Source organism: Psychrosphaera ytuae (assembly GCF_017638545.1).
Lineage (GTDB): Bacteria > Pseudomonadota > Gammaproteobacteria > Enterobacterales > Alteromonadaceae > Psychrosphaera > Psychrosphaera ytuae.
In genome coordinates this window covers 1,135,260-1,153,181 of the sequence record NZ_CP072110.1, presented here as the reverse complement: position 1 = coordinate 1,153,181, position 17,922 = coordinate 1,135,260, and the positions used below count along the sequence as shown (strand labels likewise).

18 protein-coding genes are annotated in these 17,922 nt (G+C 42.5%); 15 read left to right on the top strand and 3 right to left on the bottom strand.

Translation table 11 applies throughout. The features are described 5' to 3' along the window. Positions 1 to 49 precede the first annotated feature (49 nt). The 12 genes from J1N51_RS05070 (at position 50) to J1N51_RS05015 (ending at position 11,227) form a co-directional block, all read left to right on the top strand. Entirely contained in the window at positions 50 to 1,963 is a 1,914-nt protein-coding gene (locus J1N51_RS05070; RefSeq protein WP_232842862.1) for an ATP-dependent DNA helicase, read from the top strand. A gap of 3 nt (positions 1,964 to 1,966) precedes the next feature. Beyond that, a complete protein-coding gene (gene tsaB / locus J1N51_RS05065; RefSeq protein ID WP_208832884.1) occupies positions 1,967 to 2,671 on the top strand; it encodes a tRNA (adenosine(37)-N6)-threonylcarbamoyltransferase complex dimerization subunit type 1 TsaB in 705 nt (234 codons plus the stop codon). Between the two features lie 109 nt (positions 2,672 to 2,780). Then, positions 2,781 to 3,380, top strand: coding sequence for a TetR/AcrR family transcriptional regulator (locus tag J1N51_RS05060; RefSeq protein ID WP_208832883.1), 600 nt, complete (start codon positions 2,781 to 2,783; stop codon positions 3,378 to 3,380). A gap of 76 nt (positions 3,381 to 3,456) precedes the next feature. Further along, complete coding sequence (locus tag J1N51_RS05055; RefSeq protein ID WP_208832882.1) at positions 3,457 to 3,900, top strand: hypothetical protein; 444 nt, start codon at positions 3,457 to 3,459, stop codon at positions 3,898 to 3,900. A gap of 110 nt (positions 3,901 to 4,010) precedes the next feature. Next, on the top strand, positions 4,011 to 4,601 hold the full coding sequence (locus J1N51_RS05050; protein ID WP_208832881.1) for a Slp family lipoprotein: 591 nt from the start codon (positions 4,011 to 4,013) through the stop codon (positions 4,599 to 4,601). A 26-nt stretch (positions 4,602 to 4,627) separates the two neighbouring features. Next, a complete protein-coding gene (locus J1N51_RS05045; protein WP_208832880.1) occupies positions 4,628 to 5,476 on the top strand; it encodes a class I SAM-dependent methyltransferase in 849 nt (282 codons plus the stop codon). Then, positions 5,463 to 6,305 (top strand): alpha/beta fold hydrolase, encoded by an 843-nt coding sequence (locus tag J1N51_RS05040; RefSeq protein WP_208832879.1) that lies wholly within the window; start codon positions 5,463 to 5,465, stop codon positions 6,303 to 6,305. The genes J1N51_RS05045 and J1N51_RS05040 overlap by 14 nt, the downstream gene beginning before the upstream one ends. 140 nt (positions 6,306 to 6,445) lie before the next feature. Further along, positions 6,446 to 8,098 (top strand): long-chain-fatty-acid--CoA ligase FadD, encoded by a 1,653-nt coding sequence (gene fadD / locus J1N51_RS05035; protein WP_208832878.1) that lies wholly within the window; start codon positions 6,446 to 6,448, stop codon positions 8,096 to 8,098. A gap of 87 nt (positions 8,099 to 8,185) precedes the next feature. Continuing rightward, positions 8,186 to 9,364 (top strand): ribonuclease D, encoded by a 1,179-nt coding sequence (rnd, locus tag J1N51_RS05030; protein ID WP_208832877.1) that lies wholly within the window; start codon positions 8,186 to 8,188, stop codon positions 9,362 to 9,364. A 3-nt stretch (positions 9,365 to 9,367) separates the two neighbouring features. After that, positions 9,368 to 9,658 (top strand): YcgL domain-containing protein, encoded by a 291-nt coding sequence (locus J1N51_RS05025; protein WP_208832876.1) that lies wholly within the window; start codon positions 9,368 to 9,370, stop codon positions 9,656 to 9,658. Between the two features lie 10 nt (positions 9,659 to 9,668). After that, a complete protein-coding gene (locus tag J1N51_RS05020) occupies positions 9,669 to 10,688 on the top strand; it encodes a lytic murein transglycosylase (protein ID WP_208832875.1) in 1,020 nt (339 codons plus the stop codon). Positions 10,689 to 10,720: 32 nt separating this feature from the next. Next, entirely contained in the window at positions 10,721 to 11,227 is a 507-nt protein-coding gene (locus J1N51_RS05015) for a YcgN family cysteine cluster protein (RefSeq protein WP_208832874.1), read from the top strand. Positions 11,228 to 11,334: 107 nt separating this feature from the next. On the opposite strand, the gene dxs is transcribed toward J1N51_RS05015, so the two are convergent. From dxs to J1N51_RS05000, 3 genes are read right to left on the bottom strand one after another with little or no spacing between them, the layout of a single operon-like run. Then, positions 11,335 to 13,224, bottom strand: coding sequence for a 1-deoxy-D-xylulose-5-phosphate synthase (dxs, locus tag J1N51_RS05010; protein WP_208832873.1), 1,890 nt, complete (start codon positions 13,222 to 13,224; stop codon positions 11,335 to 11,337). 7 nt (positions 13,225 to 13,231) lie between these two features. Then, the gene (gene ispA / locus J1N51_RS05005; protein WP_208833328.1) at positions 13,232 to 14,116 is read right to left on the bottom strand and encodes a (2E,6E)-farnesyl diphosphate synthase; all 885 of its coding nucleotides are present in this window, start codon (positions 14,114 to 14,116) and stop codon (positions 13,232 to 13,234) included. Between the two features lie 6 nt (positions 14,117 to 14,122). After that, positions 14,123 to 14,365, bottom strand: a complete 243-nt coding sequence (locus J1N51_RS05000; RefSeq protein WP_208832872.1) for an exodeoxyribonuclease VII small subunit — start codon at positions 14,363 to 14,365, stop codon at positions 14,123 to 14,125. A gap of 244 nt (positions 14,366 to 14,609) precedes the next feature. On the opposite strand from J1N51_RS05000, the gene pomA reads away from it, so the two are divergent. From pomA to thiI, 3 genes are all read left to right on the top strand, one after another. Next, the gene (gene pomA, locus J1N51_RS04995; protein WP_208832871.1) at positions 14,610 to 15,371 is read left to right on the top strand and encodes a flagellar motor protein PomA; all 762 of its coding nucleotides are present in this window, start codon (positions 14,610 to 14,612) and stop codon (positions 15,369 to 15,371) included. A 2-nt stretch (positions 15,372 to 15,373) separates the two neighbouring features. After that, on the top strand, positions 15,374 to 16,303 hold the full coding sequence (locus tag J1N51_RS04990) for a flagellar motor protein MotB (RefSeq protein WP_208832870.1): 930 nt from the start codon (positions 15,374 to 15,376) through the stop codon (positions 16,301 to 16,303). Between the two features lie 149 nt (positions 16,304 to 16,452). Then, complete coding sequence (gene thiI / locus J1N51_RS04985) at positions 16,453 to 17,910, top strand: tRNA uracil 4-sulfurtransferase ThiI (protein ID WP_208832869.1); 1,458 nt, start codon at positions 16,453 to 16,455, stop codon at positions 17,908 to 17,910. The last annotated feature ends 12 nt before the right edge of the window (positions 17,911 to 17,922 follow it).

Here is a 17,922-nt window from a genome sequence, read left to right as displayed (position 1 = left end):
TAGACTCTCATTCCTAATTTCATGTTCCATAATAAATCGAGACTTATAAGTGAAACAATCTGTCCAACAGTGCTTTTCAGATAATGGCGCGTTAGCTAAAGCAATTCCTGGCTTTAAAGCACGCCAATCGCAGCTTGATATGGCTAATGCCGTCGCCGCGACAATCAAAGACAAAAAGCAACTTGTTGTTGAGGCGGGGACAGGAACAGGAAAAACATTCGCTTACCTTGCACCGGCGATGCTTGAAGGCAAAAAAATAATTGTCTCGACGGGAACAAAAGCGCTACAGGAGCAGCTTTTTCACCGTGATTTACCGCTTGTCAAACAAGCGTTAAAACCTCGAATGAAAACCGCACTCCTCAAAGGTAGAGCCAACTATTTGTGTTTGTACCGAATGATCCAGAACGGTCAACACCCTCCATTTGACGACGCAGATTTTGTTACCGATCTTTCAAAAGTAAGACGCTGGAGTTCGGAAACGGATTCGGGCGATTTGGGAGAATTAACCTCAATTGAAGAAAACAGCCGAGTCATTCCCTTCGTTACAAGTAGCGTAGATAACTGTTTGGGTAAGGATTGTCCTAACATTGGAGAGTGTCATGTTCTAAACGCCAGAAAAAGGGCACTAGACGCCGACCTTATTGTCGTTAATCACCATTTGTTTTTTGCTGATATGTCCCTCAAAGACACCGGTTTTGGCGAATTGATCCCCGCTGCTGATGTCATTATCTTTGACGAGGCACACCAAATACCGGACATTGCCGCCGAGTATTTTGGTGAACACTTTTCCTCTCGTCAGGTATTCGAATTGTGTAAAGACATTCAAGCCGAATATCAAGTTAACCTGCGTGATGTTACACAGTTAAACAAAGCTGCCCAAAACCTCGAAAAAAATATTTTGGATATGCGCCTTGTTTTTGCCATCGATCCTGAAAAGGGAAACTGGCGAGAAAAAGTGAAACAAGACAATATTCAAGAGGCGATGAGGCTGGTTCATAAGTCCTTTGATTTCTTATACGACGTTCTAAAAATGGTCGTTTCACGCACTGAAGCGATAGACTCTTGTTTTGAGCGTCTGTGCCAGTTAAGAGGCAAGTTTGATCGTGTTAACAGCATTCAAGAAACCGGGTACAGCTACTGGTATGACACATCGAAACGCCATTTCACCTTGCATACCACACCGCTTTCAATTGCTGACAAATTTGGGGCGTTTGTTGAAGAGTCTGAAGCGAGTTGGGTCTTCACCTCTGCGACGGTATCAGTCGATGAGGAATTTGACCACTTTACCTCTTTGTTAGGATTACCAGAAGCGCGTACTCAGATTTTAGGCAGCCCGTTTGATTATCAGAAGCAGGCCTTGTTTTGCGTTCCTCGATATTTTCCTGAACCCAACGATAAAGCCGCGGTTAGGGCGTTTGCCGAACTTGCTCTTGAGATGATTGAAGCAAGTAAGGGGCGAGCATTTTTATTATTTACGTCGCACCGTGTCATGACGATGGTGGGTAAAATGTTAGATGGAAATACCAAGCTGCCGTTACTTATGCAAGGTACAACGAGTAAACGTTTGCTGCTTGAAAAGTTTACTAAACTCAAACATGCGGTTTTACTCGGAACCAGCTCGTTTTGGGAAGGAGTTGATGTACGAGGAGATGCATTATCCTTAGTGATGATTGACAAGTTACCTTTTGCCTCCCCCGACGAGCCTCTTTTGCAAGCTCGTATGGAGGACTGCAAACTAAAAGGGCAAGACCCTTTTCAGCAGGTGCAAATTCCTCAAGCCGTTATTTCATTAAAGCAAGGGGTGGGACGTTTAATAAGAGATGTTACTGACAGCGGAGCTTTGGTAATATGCGACCCGAGACTAGTGACTCGCCAATACGGTGAGGTATTTATGCGCAGTTTACCGGATATGCGCAGAACTCGTGATACAGACTTAGTAAAACAATTTTTGACGACATTATAATTTATGAAACTATTAGCATTAGATGCCGCCACTGAAGCCTGTTCAGTTGCATTACAAACAGAACAAGCGCTATTTGAGTATTTTGAGGTATGCCCTCAACAACATTCCCAAAAGCTACTGCCTGCTGTGGGTGATTTACTTGGTGAAGCTGGCCTATCGCTATCTGAGTTAGATGGCATTATTTACGGTCAAGGTCCTGGCAGTTTTACTGGTGTGCGAATTGGTGTATCGGTTACTCAAGGCTTGGCATTTGGTGCTGATTTAAAAGTAGCGGGTGTATCTAATTTAGCACTTATGGCACAGCAAGCAATAGCCGAATTAAATGCTGAAATCGTTGTTACCGCAATTGACGCTAGAATGTCAGAAATTTATTTTGCGGTTTACAAGAATAACAATGGTATAGCCGAGCCAGTATTAGAGGATGTCGTGTGCAAACCAAATGACGTTGCGGCGCTATTAGCTGATAAAGGTATCACTCTCAGTGATGCAACAAAAACATTTGCCGTCGGTACCGGCTGGGAATCTTACAAACAAGAGTTAACGGCTCAAATTCCAGTAACTCTAACTGAAATAACTTTGCCGAATGTGAAGTACGGATTTGCGCTAGCTGCGGTTGATTTTGAAAATGGTAACGCAAAAGACGCAGAGTTCGCCCAACCTAACTATGTGCGTGACGAAGTAACTTGGAAAAAGTTGCCTGGTAGATAATTGAACTTTTTGTTTATAAAAACGTCATAGTCATATTACACTATACCGACTGGTCGGTCGTTAAAATCCCTAGACAGGCCAAAAGGTCACTTTTACTGAGGCAAAGAACATGGCATTGAGAGATCCAGATAGAACAAGACAAAACTTGCTCGAAGTAGCGGCTTGCTTGTTTCATCAGAAGGGTTATAACGGCACAAGCTTGTCCGATATACTCAACAAAGCCGAAGTTTCTAAAGGTGCGCTTTACCATCACTTTAGCAACAAACAAGAACTGCTTTATGCCGTTGTAGATGAGTTATTTAAGAATAAACTTCTTGAGCGCTGGGGCGGAGTTGTCAGTGCTGAAGAGCCAATCGAAGCAATTGCATCGATAATCGATAGCTTGTCCTTAAACGCGACAGACGACGAGATGTGCAGTGGTTGCCCTGTACACAATCTTCTTGCCGAACTCTCATCAACTGATGAGGGGTTGCGTACGAGGATCAGTGCTATTTTCAAAGAACATCAACAAATAATCCAAGCGGGCGTAGAGCTGGCGATTGAGCGCGGACAAGCAAAACCAGAGACCGATGCCAAACGGGTTGCTTTGTTTTTTATGTGCAGCTTAAATGGGATGCCACAAATGGTCACCAGCTGCCAATGTCGCGAGCTATTTACCGAGTTAACTGCGGCATTAGCAGATTACATTCGCAGTTTTAAACTTCCTTAACTAAGCTTACGTAAGAGTTGTATAAAATAAATACAACTCAAGTTTGTTGATATACAAACACAAAACGGAGGCAATGATGACAGAAGTAAATCGATTTTCCCCAAACTTACAGCAGTCCGGTTTTGCAACAGCGGAACAGCGAGTTGTTGCCCAACAAGAGCAACAGATTTCAAACCGTGAAGAGCAGCGCGTAAGTGATGATCAACGCTTAGAAACCGTTCGCGAAAATACCCAAACTCGCGAGCAAGACAACCTGAACTCTGAGGCTGCCCGTCAAGAACAGCGTCAACGTGAAAGAGAATTGCAAACGGAGCGACTTGAAGGCACGTCACAACAACAAATCACGCCTCCTAATCAAGATACAATCAGACAGTTAGAGCAAAATGCGACACGCCAACAGGAGCAAAGTCAAAATGCTTCAGGTCTAGGTCAAACAGCGATTAACTCTTACAACTCATTGAGTTCTCAACAACAAAGTGAATTGTTACGCGGCCAGGTAAATGTCGATATTACCGCGTAGCTAAACTGGCTATAAGTTTTTGCAACGGATAATAAAAAATAGAGAAATAGTGTTGGTAAATCAGTACTTTTTCTTTAATACTGGGGGAAAAATAAGATGTCGGAGGTGATATGAACCTGATAAAAAGTAGTCTACTTGGCCTTGTTCTCGTTATTACAGGATGCGCGAGCTACCCTGACGCCGTGCAGGTTCCTGAAGGCACTAGCCTTGTTGATTTTCAAACTGTTCAAGCGAATGATGAAGGTTTTATTGGTCAAAAAGCGCGTTGGAGCGGGGTGATCGCCAATATCAAAAACCGTGCAAACAAGACTCAGATTGACGTTTTATACTATCCATCAAAGTCGACTGGCCGCCCTCATACTAAAGATGAACCATTAGGGCGTTTTAGAGTGTTAGTAGATGGCTTTTTAGAGCCAGAGATATACAAAAAAGGCAAATCGATCACAGCCCTCGGTACCATCAAAGAAAAAGAAAGCGAAAAAATTGATGATTACGAGTATTTATATCCGACCATAACCGACGCAACTTTACACTTATGGAAAAAAGCCCAACCGCCAGCTCGTGTTGAATTTTATTACGCTTGGCCAGGCTACCACCCAAGATATTACTGGCACGGTGGCGTGAGACACAAATACATCATTGGTGGAACTAATAAGAAAAAGCCAACGGGTGTCATAAAATCACAAGATAACAAACAATAATAATATCCGCTAAAGGTGAAATGGCTATGAAGTTGACGTTCATTTCGTTATTTGGAGCCCTCATTTTGGGGGCCCATGCTCACAATGTGAGTGCATCTGACAGTGATTTGTCTGAGATTTTGTCAGCAAAATACCGCTCAGAACAAAACAAAGCCCGCGACGCGTACCGTCATCCACAAGAAGTTTTAAACTTTTTTGGATTAAAAAGCAGTGACACGGTTTTGGAAGTTTGGCCAGGTAATGGTTGGTACACAGAAATACTTGCGCCTTATCTCAAAGATGAAGGCCAGTTGATAGCTGCTACTTTTTCTATCTCTAATCAAAACTCCAAGGATAAGCGAAAAGCTTTCTGGTCTAAAGTTGCTCTGGAATATCGAGAAATGGTTACTAATCAAGAGGAGTTTGGTGATGTAACATTTACAGAATTAGACCCTCCTGAAGTACTGCAAGTTGCCGAACCTGAGTCTGTTGATCTTGCGTTAATTATTCGCTCATTACATATTTGGGATGAAAATGGCGACTTGTTAATTGGATTAAAAGCAGTGTTTGATGCAGTAAAACCCGGAGGCACACTAGGTATCATTCAACACAGAGCTGATTCGTTTTCAGATATTTCGGCTTCAGCAAGTGAAGGGTACTTGAGTCAAAGCTACGTGATTGACGCAGTAGAGAGTGTTGGCTTTAAGTTAGTCGCAACGAGTGAAGTTAATGCTAACGAAAAAGACACCAAAGACCACCCTAGAGGGGTTTATACTCTACCTCCAACCTATGCGATGGGCGCACTTGACCAACTTAAATATCAGCAGATTGGTGAGAGCGACCGAATGACACTTAAATTTACCAAACCTATTATTGAATCGAGTGAAGACGAGTAAGATAGACCTTCCTTCCGGCGTAATGGCTTACCTTGAATCGTCAGGTAAGCCTAATGCCACGACTGTCATAGCACTCCATGGTTGGCTAGATAACGCGGCATCATTTGTTCCCCTACAAAAAGAACTCCCCGAATATCATTGGATCATGCCCGACTTACCGGGTCATGGTGATTCTGATCATCGCAATGCGGCTGGTCATTATCATTTTATTGATTGGGTTGAAGATATAGTCGATTTTATAGATGCATTAAATTTATCTGAGCCGCCTATTCTACTGGGTCATTCTCTTGGTGGCATGCTTACCACTGTCATTGCTGGTTTATTCCCAGAAAAGATCGAAAAATTGGTTTTGATTGATGCAGCAGGGTTAGTAACACAAAAAGTTGATAGTTTAGTCGCTGATATGCGAGAGGCATTTGACTCAAGGCGTGCCCTTAAAAACAAGTCTAAGCGCATTCACAAACACTTAGAAAGCGCGATTAAGGCACGTGAAGCAGCTGGAAACATTGGTTATGAAGCAGCTAAAATACTAACGCTACGCAATATCAGAACGGTAGAAGGTGGCTTTGAGTGGAAAACCGATATTAGACTTAGAGCCGGTTCACCACTTAGGTTATCTGACCAAGCCGCAGCTCAAATTATTTCAGCGATTAAGGCTCCAACTCTTATTCTTTTGGCGACTGACGGATATCAAAATATTAAAGATAATTACGCAAAGTTTGCCAAAAATTATGCAAATCATACCTGTGTTGAGGTGCCTGGGCACCATCACTGTCATATGGAATTTCCAGACCAAATCGCCGAGCAGTTACGCAAATTTTTACTATAATTGCGTGAATATTAACCGAAAGTAACGGTTTGACTACTTTTTGCACTTTTCAATTTGTCTCATCCGATGAGTTGGAGTAAAGTGGCGAATTATTTTGATTATAAAAAAATTCAGCCTTCAAATTGATTCAGGAGTTCGTTTTGGACAAGATTTGGTTAAATAAATATCCTAAAAACGTACCAACAGAAATAAACCTTGATCCACAGCACTCACTGTTAGATGTCGTAGCAGAGAGCGTGAAAAAATTCGCCGATAAAGACGCGTACGTTAATATGGGTAAATCTATAACCTATCGCGAGCTTGATCAGCAAGCAGAGGCTTTCGCAGCTTATTTACAAAACACCTTAAACATCAAGAAAGGTGATGCTGTTGCGATCATGATGCCAAACTTACTTCAGTACCCAATTGCTTTATTAGCAATTCACCGAATTGGTGCCGTGGTTGTAAACGTTAACCCGCTTTATACACCTCGTGAATTAGAGCACCAGCTTAACGACAGTGGTACGAAAGCAATCATTATCGTTGATAACTTTGCGTCTACATTAGACCAAATCATTGAGAATACATCGGTTGAACATGTCATCTTGACGAAGATGGGTGACTTGTTAGGCTTTAAAGGGTTTATCGTTGATTTTGTTGTTAAGCATGTCAAAAAAATGGTCCCAGCCTACAACCTACCGAATGCTATTCCATTTAAACAAGCTTTATCTCAGGGGCGCCAACAAACTTTAACACCAGTAAAAGTGGTAGGTGAAGATCTTGCCTTTTTACAATACACAGGTGGCACAACGGGTGTTTCTAAAGGTGCAATGCTAACCCATGCAAATATGGTAGCAAACCTTGAGCAAGTATCTGCGTTGTTAGGCCCTTGTTTAAAAGAAGGTGAAGATACGATTATTACAGCACTGCCGCTGTACCATATCTTTGCATTAACTGCTAATGGCCTGCTGTTTATCAAATATGGCGGTACCAACGTATTGATCACAAACCCACGTGATATGCCTGGGTTCGTAAAAGAATTAAGCAAAGTTAAGTTTACTGCTATCAGTGGCGTAAATACTTTATTTAACGGCTTGTTAAACACCCCTGGCTTTTCAGAGCTAGACTTTTCAAAATTAAAGTTGAGCATCGGTGGTGGCATGGCGGTTCAACGCGCGGTAGCTGAGCGTTGGTTAAACGTTACTGGTTGTGATTTGTTAGAAGGTTATGGCCTGACCGAGTGTTCACCTGTGGTATCTTTTGTGCCTTATGACATCGGAAAGTACACAGGTAGTATCGGTGTTGCTACTCCATCAACGGACGTTCGATTAGTTAACGAAGAAGGTCAAGACGTTAAGATGGGTGAAGCAGGCGAGCTTTTGGTTAAAGGTCCTCAAGTAATGAAAGGCTACCTTGGTCGAGCAGAAGCTACAGCTGAAGTTTTAAATGACGGCTGGTTGGCGACGGGTGACATCGCCAAGATGGACGAAGAAGGCTTGTTGTACATTGTTGACCGTAAAAAAGACATGATTTTAGTGTCTGGCTTCAACGTATTCCCAAATGAAATCGAAGACGTTATTGTTACACACGAAGGCGTACTTGAGTGTGCCGCTATTGGTGTACCGCATGAAGTTTCGGGCGAAGTAGTTAAAGTCTTTGTGGTTAAGAAAGATCCTAACCTAACCGAAGCAGATGTGATTGAGCATTGTCGTGAAAGATTAACAGGATATAAAGTTCCTAAACTGGTAGAATTCCGTGAAGAATTGCCAAAATCTAACGTAGGCAAAATTTTACGTCGCAAACTAAAGGATTAATCCTTCTTTAGACTTAAATTAAAAGCCGGCGTATGTCGGCTTTTTTTGTGCTCAAAAAAGCAAATTGTGATGATAAAGAGAGATACAGTGACTCAAACTTCAACAGAATACACCTATATTGAAACCCAAAGTGAATTGAACGCATTTTGTGCCCAAGCTCAGCAATGTAAAGTTTTGGCCTTGGATACAGAATTTGTCAGAACTCGTACTTTTTATGCGCAGTTGGGACTGATTCAGGCTTATGACGGTCAAAGTTTGGTGTTAATCGATCCGCTTGTGGAGTTGGATTTAGAGCCGTTTTGGGCGTTGTTAACAAATCAAAATATCGTCAAGGTGTTGCACTCTTGCCATGAAGACCTAGAGGTCTTTAAGGTTTACTCGGGTCGATTGCCACAGCCATTATTTGATACTCAAATAGCCGGACAGTTTTTAAACGAGGGGACCGTGCTTGGTTTCGGAGCTGCCGTTGAACAGACCTTAGGTATTACTCTAGATAAAGGTGAAGCTCGTACTAATTGGCTTAAGCGACCTTTAGACGAAACACAGCTGCATTATGCTGCCAATGATGTTAAGTACTTGTTACCTCTTTATCACGCGTTTAATGATGAGTTGCAAACACGTGGCTTGGCAGAGTTCAACTTATTAGAAGCTCAGCTTAAGGTCGATCAAAAACGCCAAGAAAAAGACATTCAAAAGCTCTATTTGGACTTTGGTAATGGCTGGCAACTCAAGCGTCGAGAGTTAGCAATTTTAAAAGAGCTTAGTATTTGGCGTTATCAGCAAGCGGTTAAAAAGAACCTAGCATTAGGTTTTGTCGCAAAAGATGCTTCTTTATTTGCTATCGCCCAGCGTCGACCTAGTGATTTGGCGAGTCTTAAAAATATTCCGAACATTCATCCTAGTGAGATTAGAATTCATGGCAAAGCCATGCTGCAATGTGTTGAACGCGCCAAGGCTTTAGAGTTGAATGATTGCCCAGATGTGATCCCGCGTCTTACTGATTTTTCGGATTATAAACAGGCATTTAAGTATTTAAAGCAATTGGTAACCGAAGCGAGTAAGCAACACGATGTTCCTCTGCCGTTGCTGGCAACCAAAAAGCAGTTAAATCAATACATTCAGTGGCAATGGAAAGTACCTAACAGCTCGGTACCAGAATTTGATTTGCCATGGCGACAAGCTTTATTGTTTGATGCTTTGAGTCAATGGAAAACGCGTTATAGCATTGACAAACTATCCAGTAATCCGCTTTTAAACAAAGGTTAATTTATGCAATTATGTACAATCTATAAAAGCTCAAAAAAAGCTGAAACGTATTTATATGTCGAAAAGACGGACGACTTTTCAAAGGTACCTGAGCAATTGATGAAATTGATTGGTGCGCCGTTACTCGTCATGACTTTAGACCTAGATCGTCGCAACGGGCTTGCTCAAGCAGACCTAGACAAAGTAAAACAAGAATTAAAAGAAAACGGCTATTATCTTCAATTGCCACCACCGCAAGAAAACTTGCTGGATACATTCAAAAAAAGTCAAAGCGCTTCAACAGGAGAAGCGTAAGAGAGGGGAAATGAAACTTAAAGCACTCATTGCAGCATTCGCACTGTCACTGCCACTATCGTCTTTTGCAGCTGACAAGCCATCATTTGAGCAATATGTCGAAGGATTAAAAAAAGAAGCCATTGAAAAGGGCTTTGAGCCAGAGTTTGTAGAAGAACACCTTTCAGATTTAACCTATCTTAAACGAGTAGTAAAAGCCGACAAAAACCAACCTGAGTTCGTTGAGACTCTAGATACGTATTTACCTAAACGCGTACCCGAGTGGAAAGTTAACAAGGCTCGAGCTGCTTACAAAGAAAATCAAGAGCTATTGGAGCAAATCGCCAAAGAGTACGGAGTTCAAGCTCGCTTTATCGTTTCACTGTGGGCATTAGAGACGAACTTTGGTCGTATTCAGGGTAAAATGCCTATTATAGATTCGATCGCAACTTTGAGTTATGACGGCCGTCGCGAGGCATTCTTTAAGCGTCAGCTGTTCGCTTCACTTAAAATTTTGGAAGAAGGCCACATCGAGCCTGAAAAATTTGTTGGTTCGTGGGCCGGTGCTATGGGCCAATGTCAGTTTATTCCGACTTCGTTTTTGGCTTACGCCGCAGACGGTGACAAAGACGGTAAAAAAGACATTTGGAATAACAAACACGACGTCTTTGCATCGATTGCTAACTATTTAAAACAAGAAGGCTGGGACAACAACAAAACTTGGGGCCGCCAAGTTAAATTACCTGAGGGTTTTGACAAGTCTTTGATAATGCCAAAGGGCAGCAAAGGCCGTTCGGGCTGGCTTAAAAACTTTGCAAATAATGAAAGAACGTTAGAAGAATGGTCGAAGCTAGGTGTTACGAGAATGGATGGTCGTCCGCTACCAAATGTTGATATCACCGCAGCTCTTATCATGCCGGATGATGCCAAAGGCCGCATGTACCTAGCGTATGATAACTATAAGTCTCTAATGCACTGGAATCGTTCATATTATTTCGTTACGTCTGTTGGATATTTGGCTGACCGTATTGGTTATCCAAAAATTCAGTAATACGACTTAATAAACATTGAGATATAACAATAATGACACAAAGCAATACGCCGTTTTGGCAAACTAAATCGTTGCAAGAGATGACTCGTCCTGAATGGGAATCGCTTTGCGATGGGTGTGCCAAATGTTGCTTACACAAACTGATTGATGATGAAGGTGCAGAAGACGCAGCAGTGGATACAGACTTTATTAATGATAATGAAGAGCTGCACTACACTAATGTGGCTTGCCAATATCTCAATGATAAAAAATGCGAGTGCACTGTCTACAGCAAACGCACTCAGTTAGTGCCGAGTTGTGTTCAGCTTACCCAAGATAACTTGGAGCAGGTTTTTTATATGCCGACGAGTTGTAGTTATCGACGCTTGGCTGAGGGAAGGGGCTTGCCAAGTTGGCACCCTTTACTCAACAAAGGCAAAAAATCGGCAATGCATAAAGCGGGCATGTCCGTTCGCGGTAAAGTGATCTTTGATGATATGGTTACAGAAGAACAATATGAGGATTTTATTGTTGTTTGGCCACTGCATGACTTAGATTAATAATAGAAAAGCGCTTGTAATGTCGTATTACACGCTATTAAAACTAAAAAAGGTCAGACTATCTCTGACCTTTTTGGTTTTGAATTACCGAAGTAAGTGAGATTTTATTAACGCTCAAAGAAACGGCGAACCTGGGCGACAATACCGTCAGCATCTAACTCAAGTTCTTGGTAAATCTCTTGTTGGGTACCGTGTTTAATGAACTGATCTGGTAAACCAATATTTAATACCTTGTTACCCAAACCTTTCATGTTTAAGTACTCATTTACTGCGGAACCCGCACCACCGGCAATGGCGTTATCTTCTACAGTAACGAGTAATGGATGACGAGCGGCAAGATCATCAATTAAGCTTAAATCCATAGGTTTAACAAAACGCATATCTGCCAATGTTGCATCAAGTTGTTCTGCGGCCTTTTCAGCTTCACCTAAGAAGGTACCAAAGTTAAGAATCGCAATTGTCGTATCATACATGTCGTTGATGATACGTCCTTTACCAATCTCTAATTCCGTCATTTGTTGTTGGATTTCAACGCCCAACCCCGTACCTCTTGGGTAACGAACAGCTGCAGGTTGATTTAACTTATGTCCGGTGTACAACATTTGACGACATTCGTTTTCGTCACTTGGTGTCATAATCACTAAGTTAGGGATACAACGCATAAAGCTAATATCAAATGAACCTTGGTGGGTAGGGCCATCAGCACCAACCACACCCGCACGGTCAATCGCGAATAATACCGGTAAGTTCATGATAGCTACATCGTGAATCAACTGGTCATACGCTCGTTGTAAGAAGCTAGAGTAAATCGCAACTACAGCGTTGTAACCTTCACATGCCATACCAGCAGCAAGGGTTACTGCGTGTTGCTCTGCAATAGCGACGTCAAAATACTTCTCTGGGTGCTCTTTCGAAAAGCGCACCATTCCAGAGCCTTCACGCATAGCCGGGGTAATCGCAAGTAACTTGTCATCTTGTTCAGCCATGTCACAAAGCCAGTCACCAAAGACTTTTGAATAAGTTGGCGACGTTGCTTTACTTGCTGGTAAAGACGTTTCATTTGGATCGAACTTTGGTACCGCGTGGTATTTGATCGGATCGTTTTCCGCTGGCTCGTAGCCTTTACCTTTTTTGGTCACTATGTGTAAAAACTGCGGACCCTGCAGGTTTTTCATGTTGCGAAGTGTGTCGACCAATGCATTTACATCATGTCCGTCAATTGGACCAATATAATTAAACCCTAACTCTTCAAATATAGTCGATGGTACAACCATACCTTTGAGGTGTTCTTCTGCACGGCTTGCAAGCTCTTTGATTGGCGGAATACCACTTAATAACTTTTTGCCACTTTCTCTAAAAGTGGTGTAAAGGTTACCCGACAACAGTTTAGCCATATGAGTGTTTAGGGCACCGACATTTTCTGATATTGACATGTCGTTGTCATTCAAAATCACCAACATATCAGGCTTAATATCACCTGCGTGGTTCATGGCTTCAAACGCCATACCTGCCGTCATCGCACCGTCACCAATCACAGCACATACTTTTCGCGCTGGTTGTTCTGGATTTGCTTTTTTCTGTGCTTGCGCGGCAATAGCCATACCAAGAGCAGCACTGATTGACGTTGAAGAGTGACCGACACTTAGTGTGTCGTATTCGCTTTCTTCTCGCCATGGGAACGGATGCAACCCTTCCTTTTGACGAATCGTATGAATTTTATCAGCACGACCTGTAATGATTTTATGTGGGTAAGCCTGGTGGCCTACATCCCAGATTAATCGGTCGTAAGGAGTGTTGTAGACATAATGTAATGCGACGGTCAATTCGACCGTACCCAGTCCAGACGCAAAATGACCAGAGCTCTTGCTCACAGAATTAAGTAAATAGGCTCTTAATTCTTCACAGACAGACTGCAACTGCTCTTGTGGCAATTGTCTTAGTTCGGGTGGCAATAAAGCCTTTTGTAAATTCGGATAATCCGCGATGTTAACAGTCATAATGGTATTAATGATCTCTTTCAATAATATATTGCGCTAACTGAGCTAACTCGTCAGTGTCGTATGGCAATTTATCCAAAGCTGCGATTGCAGTCGCGATCAACGCCTTGGCTTTGTCTTTAGTTTGTTCTAATCCCATTAGTGCAGGATACGTGGTTTTGTTGGCATTCTCATCGGAACCCTGCGGCTTGCCTAAAGTAACAGTGTCAGAGGTGATATCTAAAACATCGTCCCAGACCTGAAATGCCAAGCCAATCGCATTTGCGTATTCAACAAGTAAAGCTAAATGCTCTTCTGTTGCGTTACCCGTTATAGCACCACATTGAACAGCTGCCGAGATGAGGGCCCCTGTTTTTAAACGGTGCATATTTTCTAACGAGGCTAAGTCAGAAAGAGAAGAGTCGGTACTCTGCAAATCAATACTCTGACCCGCACACATTTGATTTGCGGCATCTGCAATAACTTGCACTAATTTTAGCTGGTTTTGCGCAGAAACAGCCTCGAAGCTGTGTGATGTTAAGCTCGAAAACGCAAAAGATTGCAGAGTGTCACCGGCTAAAATGGCGGTTGCCTCATCGAACTTAACGTGGCAAGTAGGTTTGCCTCTGCGCAGTGCATCGTCATCCATAGCTGGTAAGTCATCGTGAATAAGACTGTAACTGTGGATAGCTTCGATAGCCGCTGCCGATGCATCTAAATCGTACTGAGACGCGCCAAATAGTTTGCCCGTTGCATACACTAAAAATGGTCTGAGTCGTTTGCCTCCAAGAAGCAAAGAGTACTCCATGGCTTCATTAAGCTTTGGATCAGCAATTTTCGCATTTTTGAGCTTTTTACTCAGGACCGCTTCAATGTGTTGCTTTACCTCAGCAACCTGATATTGAATTACCATCAATTTTTAACCTTGTTGCTCAGGTTCAGAAAATGACTGTAGTTCTAGATTGCCTTGCTTTTCCATTAGAATTTGAACCTTTTGCTCAGCCTCTTGCAAACGACTTTGGCTAAGTCGAGTCAACTCAATACCGCGTTCGAACAACTGTAAAGACTGTTGTAACTCTAGGTCTCCAGACTCTAGCTGTTGAACTATGTGTTCGAGTTCGCTCATCGCTGACTCAAAGGTAATGTTATTTTGCTCTGACATAAGTCTCTAATCGCTTCTGTTTCGCTTTTTAATTTGTACTATTTTTAATAGCTAAAAGGCTGCCAAAATTAGCCGGTAAAGGTAACTCAAAAGCGGTGGTTATTCAATTCGAATAGTCTAAAATGAAACTAAATCGAATAATAATCGAGCAGTTAAGTGCCTAAGTTACCGATAATATTTAAGTTGCGAGATTAACTGTCGATAATTACACTTAGTACAATATCTTATGCGCCGGGAGTGAAACGTGGATTTAGCGAGTATAGTGGGGATGATTGGAGCCATTGGCTTCATCGTATTGGCTATGATTTTGGGCGGCGGTATCGCCATGTTTGTCGACGTTCCTTCTATTGCAATCGTATTTGGTGGTTCGACTTTCGTACTCCTTTCTAACTACACCCTCCCACAATTTATCAGTGCCGGTAAAATTGCAGGTAAAGCGTTTTCTTTCAAAATCGAAACGCCCGAAGAACTTATCGAAAAAATTGTAGAGTTAGCTGATTCTGCCCGTAAAGGTGGATTTTTGGCTTTGGAAGAAGCAGAAATTGGTAATCCATTTTTACAAAAGGGTGTGGACTTGTTAGTCGACGGCCATGACGGCGAAGTGGTTAGGGCTACTTTGTCAAAAGATATCCAATTGACTACAGAGCGCCATGAAATGGGTGCGGGCATATTTAAAACCCTAGGCGATATAGCGCCAGCAATGGGTATGATTGGTACACTCGTAGGTCTCGTAGCCATGTTATCTAACATGGACGACCCTAAGTCGATTGGACCTGCAATGGCCGTAGCACTTCTGACAACTTTGTACGGTGCATTTTTGGCGAACGTTATCGCATTGCCAATGTCGCACAAGTTAGGGTTGCGCGTTGAAGAAGAAAAACTAAACCAAAGTCTTATTATGGATGGGGTGTTAGGTATTCAAGATGGCCAAAACCCTAAAGTCATTGAAGGTGTGCTTCGCAATTATCTCGCAGCATCAAAACGCGAAATTGATACTGAGGAATAATAATGGCTGAAGAAGAATGCCCAAAATGTCCTCCTGAAGGCCTCCCCGCGTGGATGGGGACCTTTGCGGATCTCATGTCGCTGTTAATGTGCTTTTTTGTATTGCTGTTATCTTTTGCAGAGATGGACGTTTTAAAGTTCAAACAAATTGCTGGGTCAATGAAGTTTGCATTTGGTGTTCAGAACAAGCTTGAAGTTAAAGACATTCCAAAGGGCACTTCAGTCATTGCACAAGAATTTAGACCGGGCCGTCCCGAGCCCACGCCGATAGAAATCATCCAACAGCAAACGATTGAAATTACTCAGCAAGTTCTCGAATTTGAAGAGGGTGAAGACGAGTCGGCAGGTGGTCGTCAGGAGCAAACTGCCGAAATGCGAGGTGGAATGAGTTCGGCTACTGCCGATGCTGAGTCTGAGTCCTCAGCAGAGTCTTCTTCAGAGCAAGAGGAAGTTAACGAACTTCTCAAAAAGATTGCTCAGCAGATGGAGCAAGAAATTATCGATGGCGCAATAGAACTTGAGTCACTTGGTCAACAGCTCATCATTAGAATAAGAGAAAACGGCTCGTTTCCGTCTGGCTCCGCATACTTGCAAGATCAATTCAAACCGATTATCCGTAAAGTCGCTTTGGTGTTAAATGATGTACCAGGTGAAATCACCGTCTCTGGACATACTGATGACATCAACGTAACCAATGAGTTGTTTACTAATAATTGGGACTTGTCTTCACAACGAGCGGTCGCCGTTGCGACAGAGATGGTTAAAACCCCAGGTTTTGATAAAAACCGAATTATTGTCGTAGGACATGCTGACACTCGACCATTAGTACCTAACACCACCAATGCAAATCGCCGTATCAATAGACGAGTAGAAGTGTCGATAATGCAAGGTAAAGCAAAAGAGTCTGAGCGTATTTCCATTTCAGATCAATAACTCACGACCAAGCCTCGGTCAGCCTTTTCCTAATCAGGATCACCATGTATAATTGCGGGTTTATTTGAAGCCCGCTTTTTTATTTTTCAGATATAAAAGTGTCTTGCTGCGCAAATTGCGCAAACCTAGATTACATCAGTTGAGTTGTTATGAAATTAATCGTGAAGTACCACCCGGAGATCAATGTCAAAAGTCGTTCTGTTAGAAGACGGTTTTGTAAACTACTTGAATCTAACTTACGTATCATTTTGAAAAGAGTTCACCCATCGGCACATATTATTTCACGTTGGAGCGATATTTTAGTTGATGCCCCACAGGCAACAGCTCAAGAACGCCAAAAAATGTTAGACCTCATTGTAAAAGTGCCTGGCGTGGACCAACTCAACGAAGTGATCGAGTATCCATTTGTAGATTTTGACCAAGCCTACAAAGATGTTGCGAGCCATTGGCTGGAAGAAATCGAAGGTAAGACATTTGCAGTTCGAATCAAACGCACAGGTAAACATGATTTTACGTCTTCTGACCTAGAGCGATATATTGGTGGCGGCCTCAATCAAGCGGTCGAATCAGCTCGTGTATCTTTGCGCAAACCAGAATTAACGATCAAAGCTGACCTAAAAGATGATGTTTTACAAGTCATCACTGCACATTATCGCGGTCTGGGTGGTATGCCTTTACCAAGTCAAGAAGACGTTCTGTCTTTGATGTCTGGTGGCTTTGATTCTGGTGTTGCCACGTACCATATGATCCGTCGCGGTGCCCGTACTCACTTCTGCTTTTTTAATTTAGGTGGTAAAGAACACGAAATTGGCGTTAAACAAGCCGCTTATCAAATCTGGAGTAATTACAGTAGTTCGCACAAAACCCGCTTTATCTCGGTTAACTTTGAGCCTGTCGTCGCGGAAATTCTAGAAAAAATAGACAATGGCCTAATGGGCGTTGTTCTAAAGCGAATGATGATGAGAGCAGCATCAAAAGTAGCGGCCAAATTTAATATTAAAGCTTTGGTTACAGGTGAAAGTTTAGGTCAGGTTTCTTCACAGACGTTAACCAACCTCAACGTCATCGACCGCGTAACAGAAACCTTAATTTTACGACCGCTGATCCACATTGATAAAGCTGAAATCATTGACACTGCTAGAAAAATTGGCAGCCATGACTTAGCTGCAGCGATGCCTGAATACTGTGGAGTTATCTCTAAAAAACCAACTACAAAAGCTGTGTTAGCCGTGGTTGAGGAGAACGAGGCCAACTTTAACTTTGACTTGTTAGATCAAGTTGTTGATAGTGCCACAGTAATGGATGTCCGTGACATCGAAAAAGAAACCCATCAAGAAGTCCAAGAAGTTGAGCAGGTCACAGAGCTACCTGAAGGTTCGGTCGTGTTGGATATCAGAAGCCCAGATGAAGAAGATGACAATCCGCTTGAATTAGAAGGTATCGAGGTAAAAGCGATTCCGTTCTTTAAATTGGCAACTCAATTTGGAGACCTAGACCAATCTAAGCAATATTATTTGTATTGTGATAGAGGCGTAATGAGTCGCTTGCAAGCTTTATTATTACATGAGCACGGCTACGATTCGGTGAAGGTATACCGCACTCATTAATCCCTATATCAA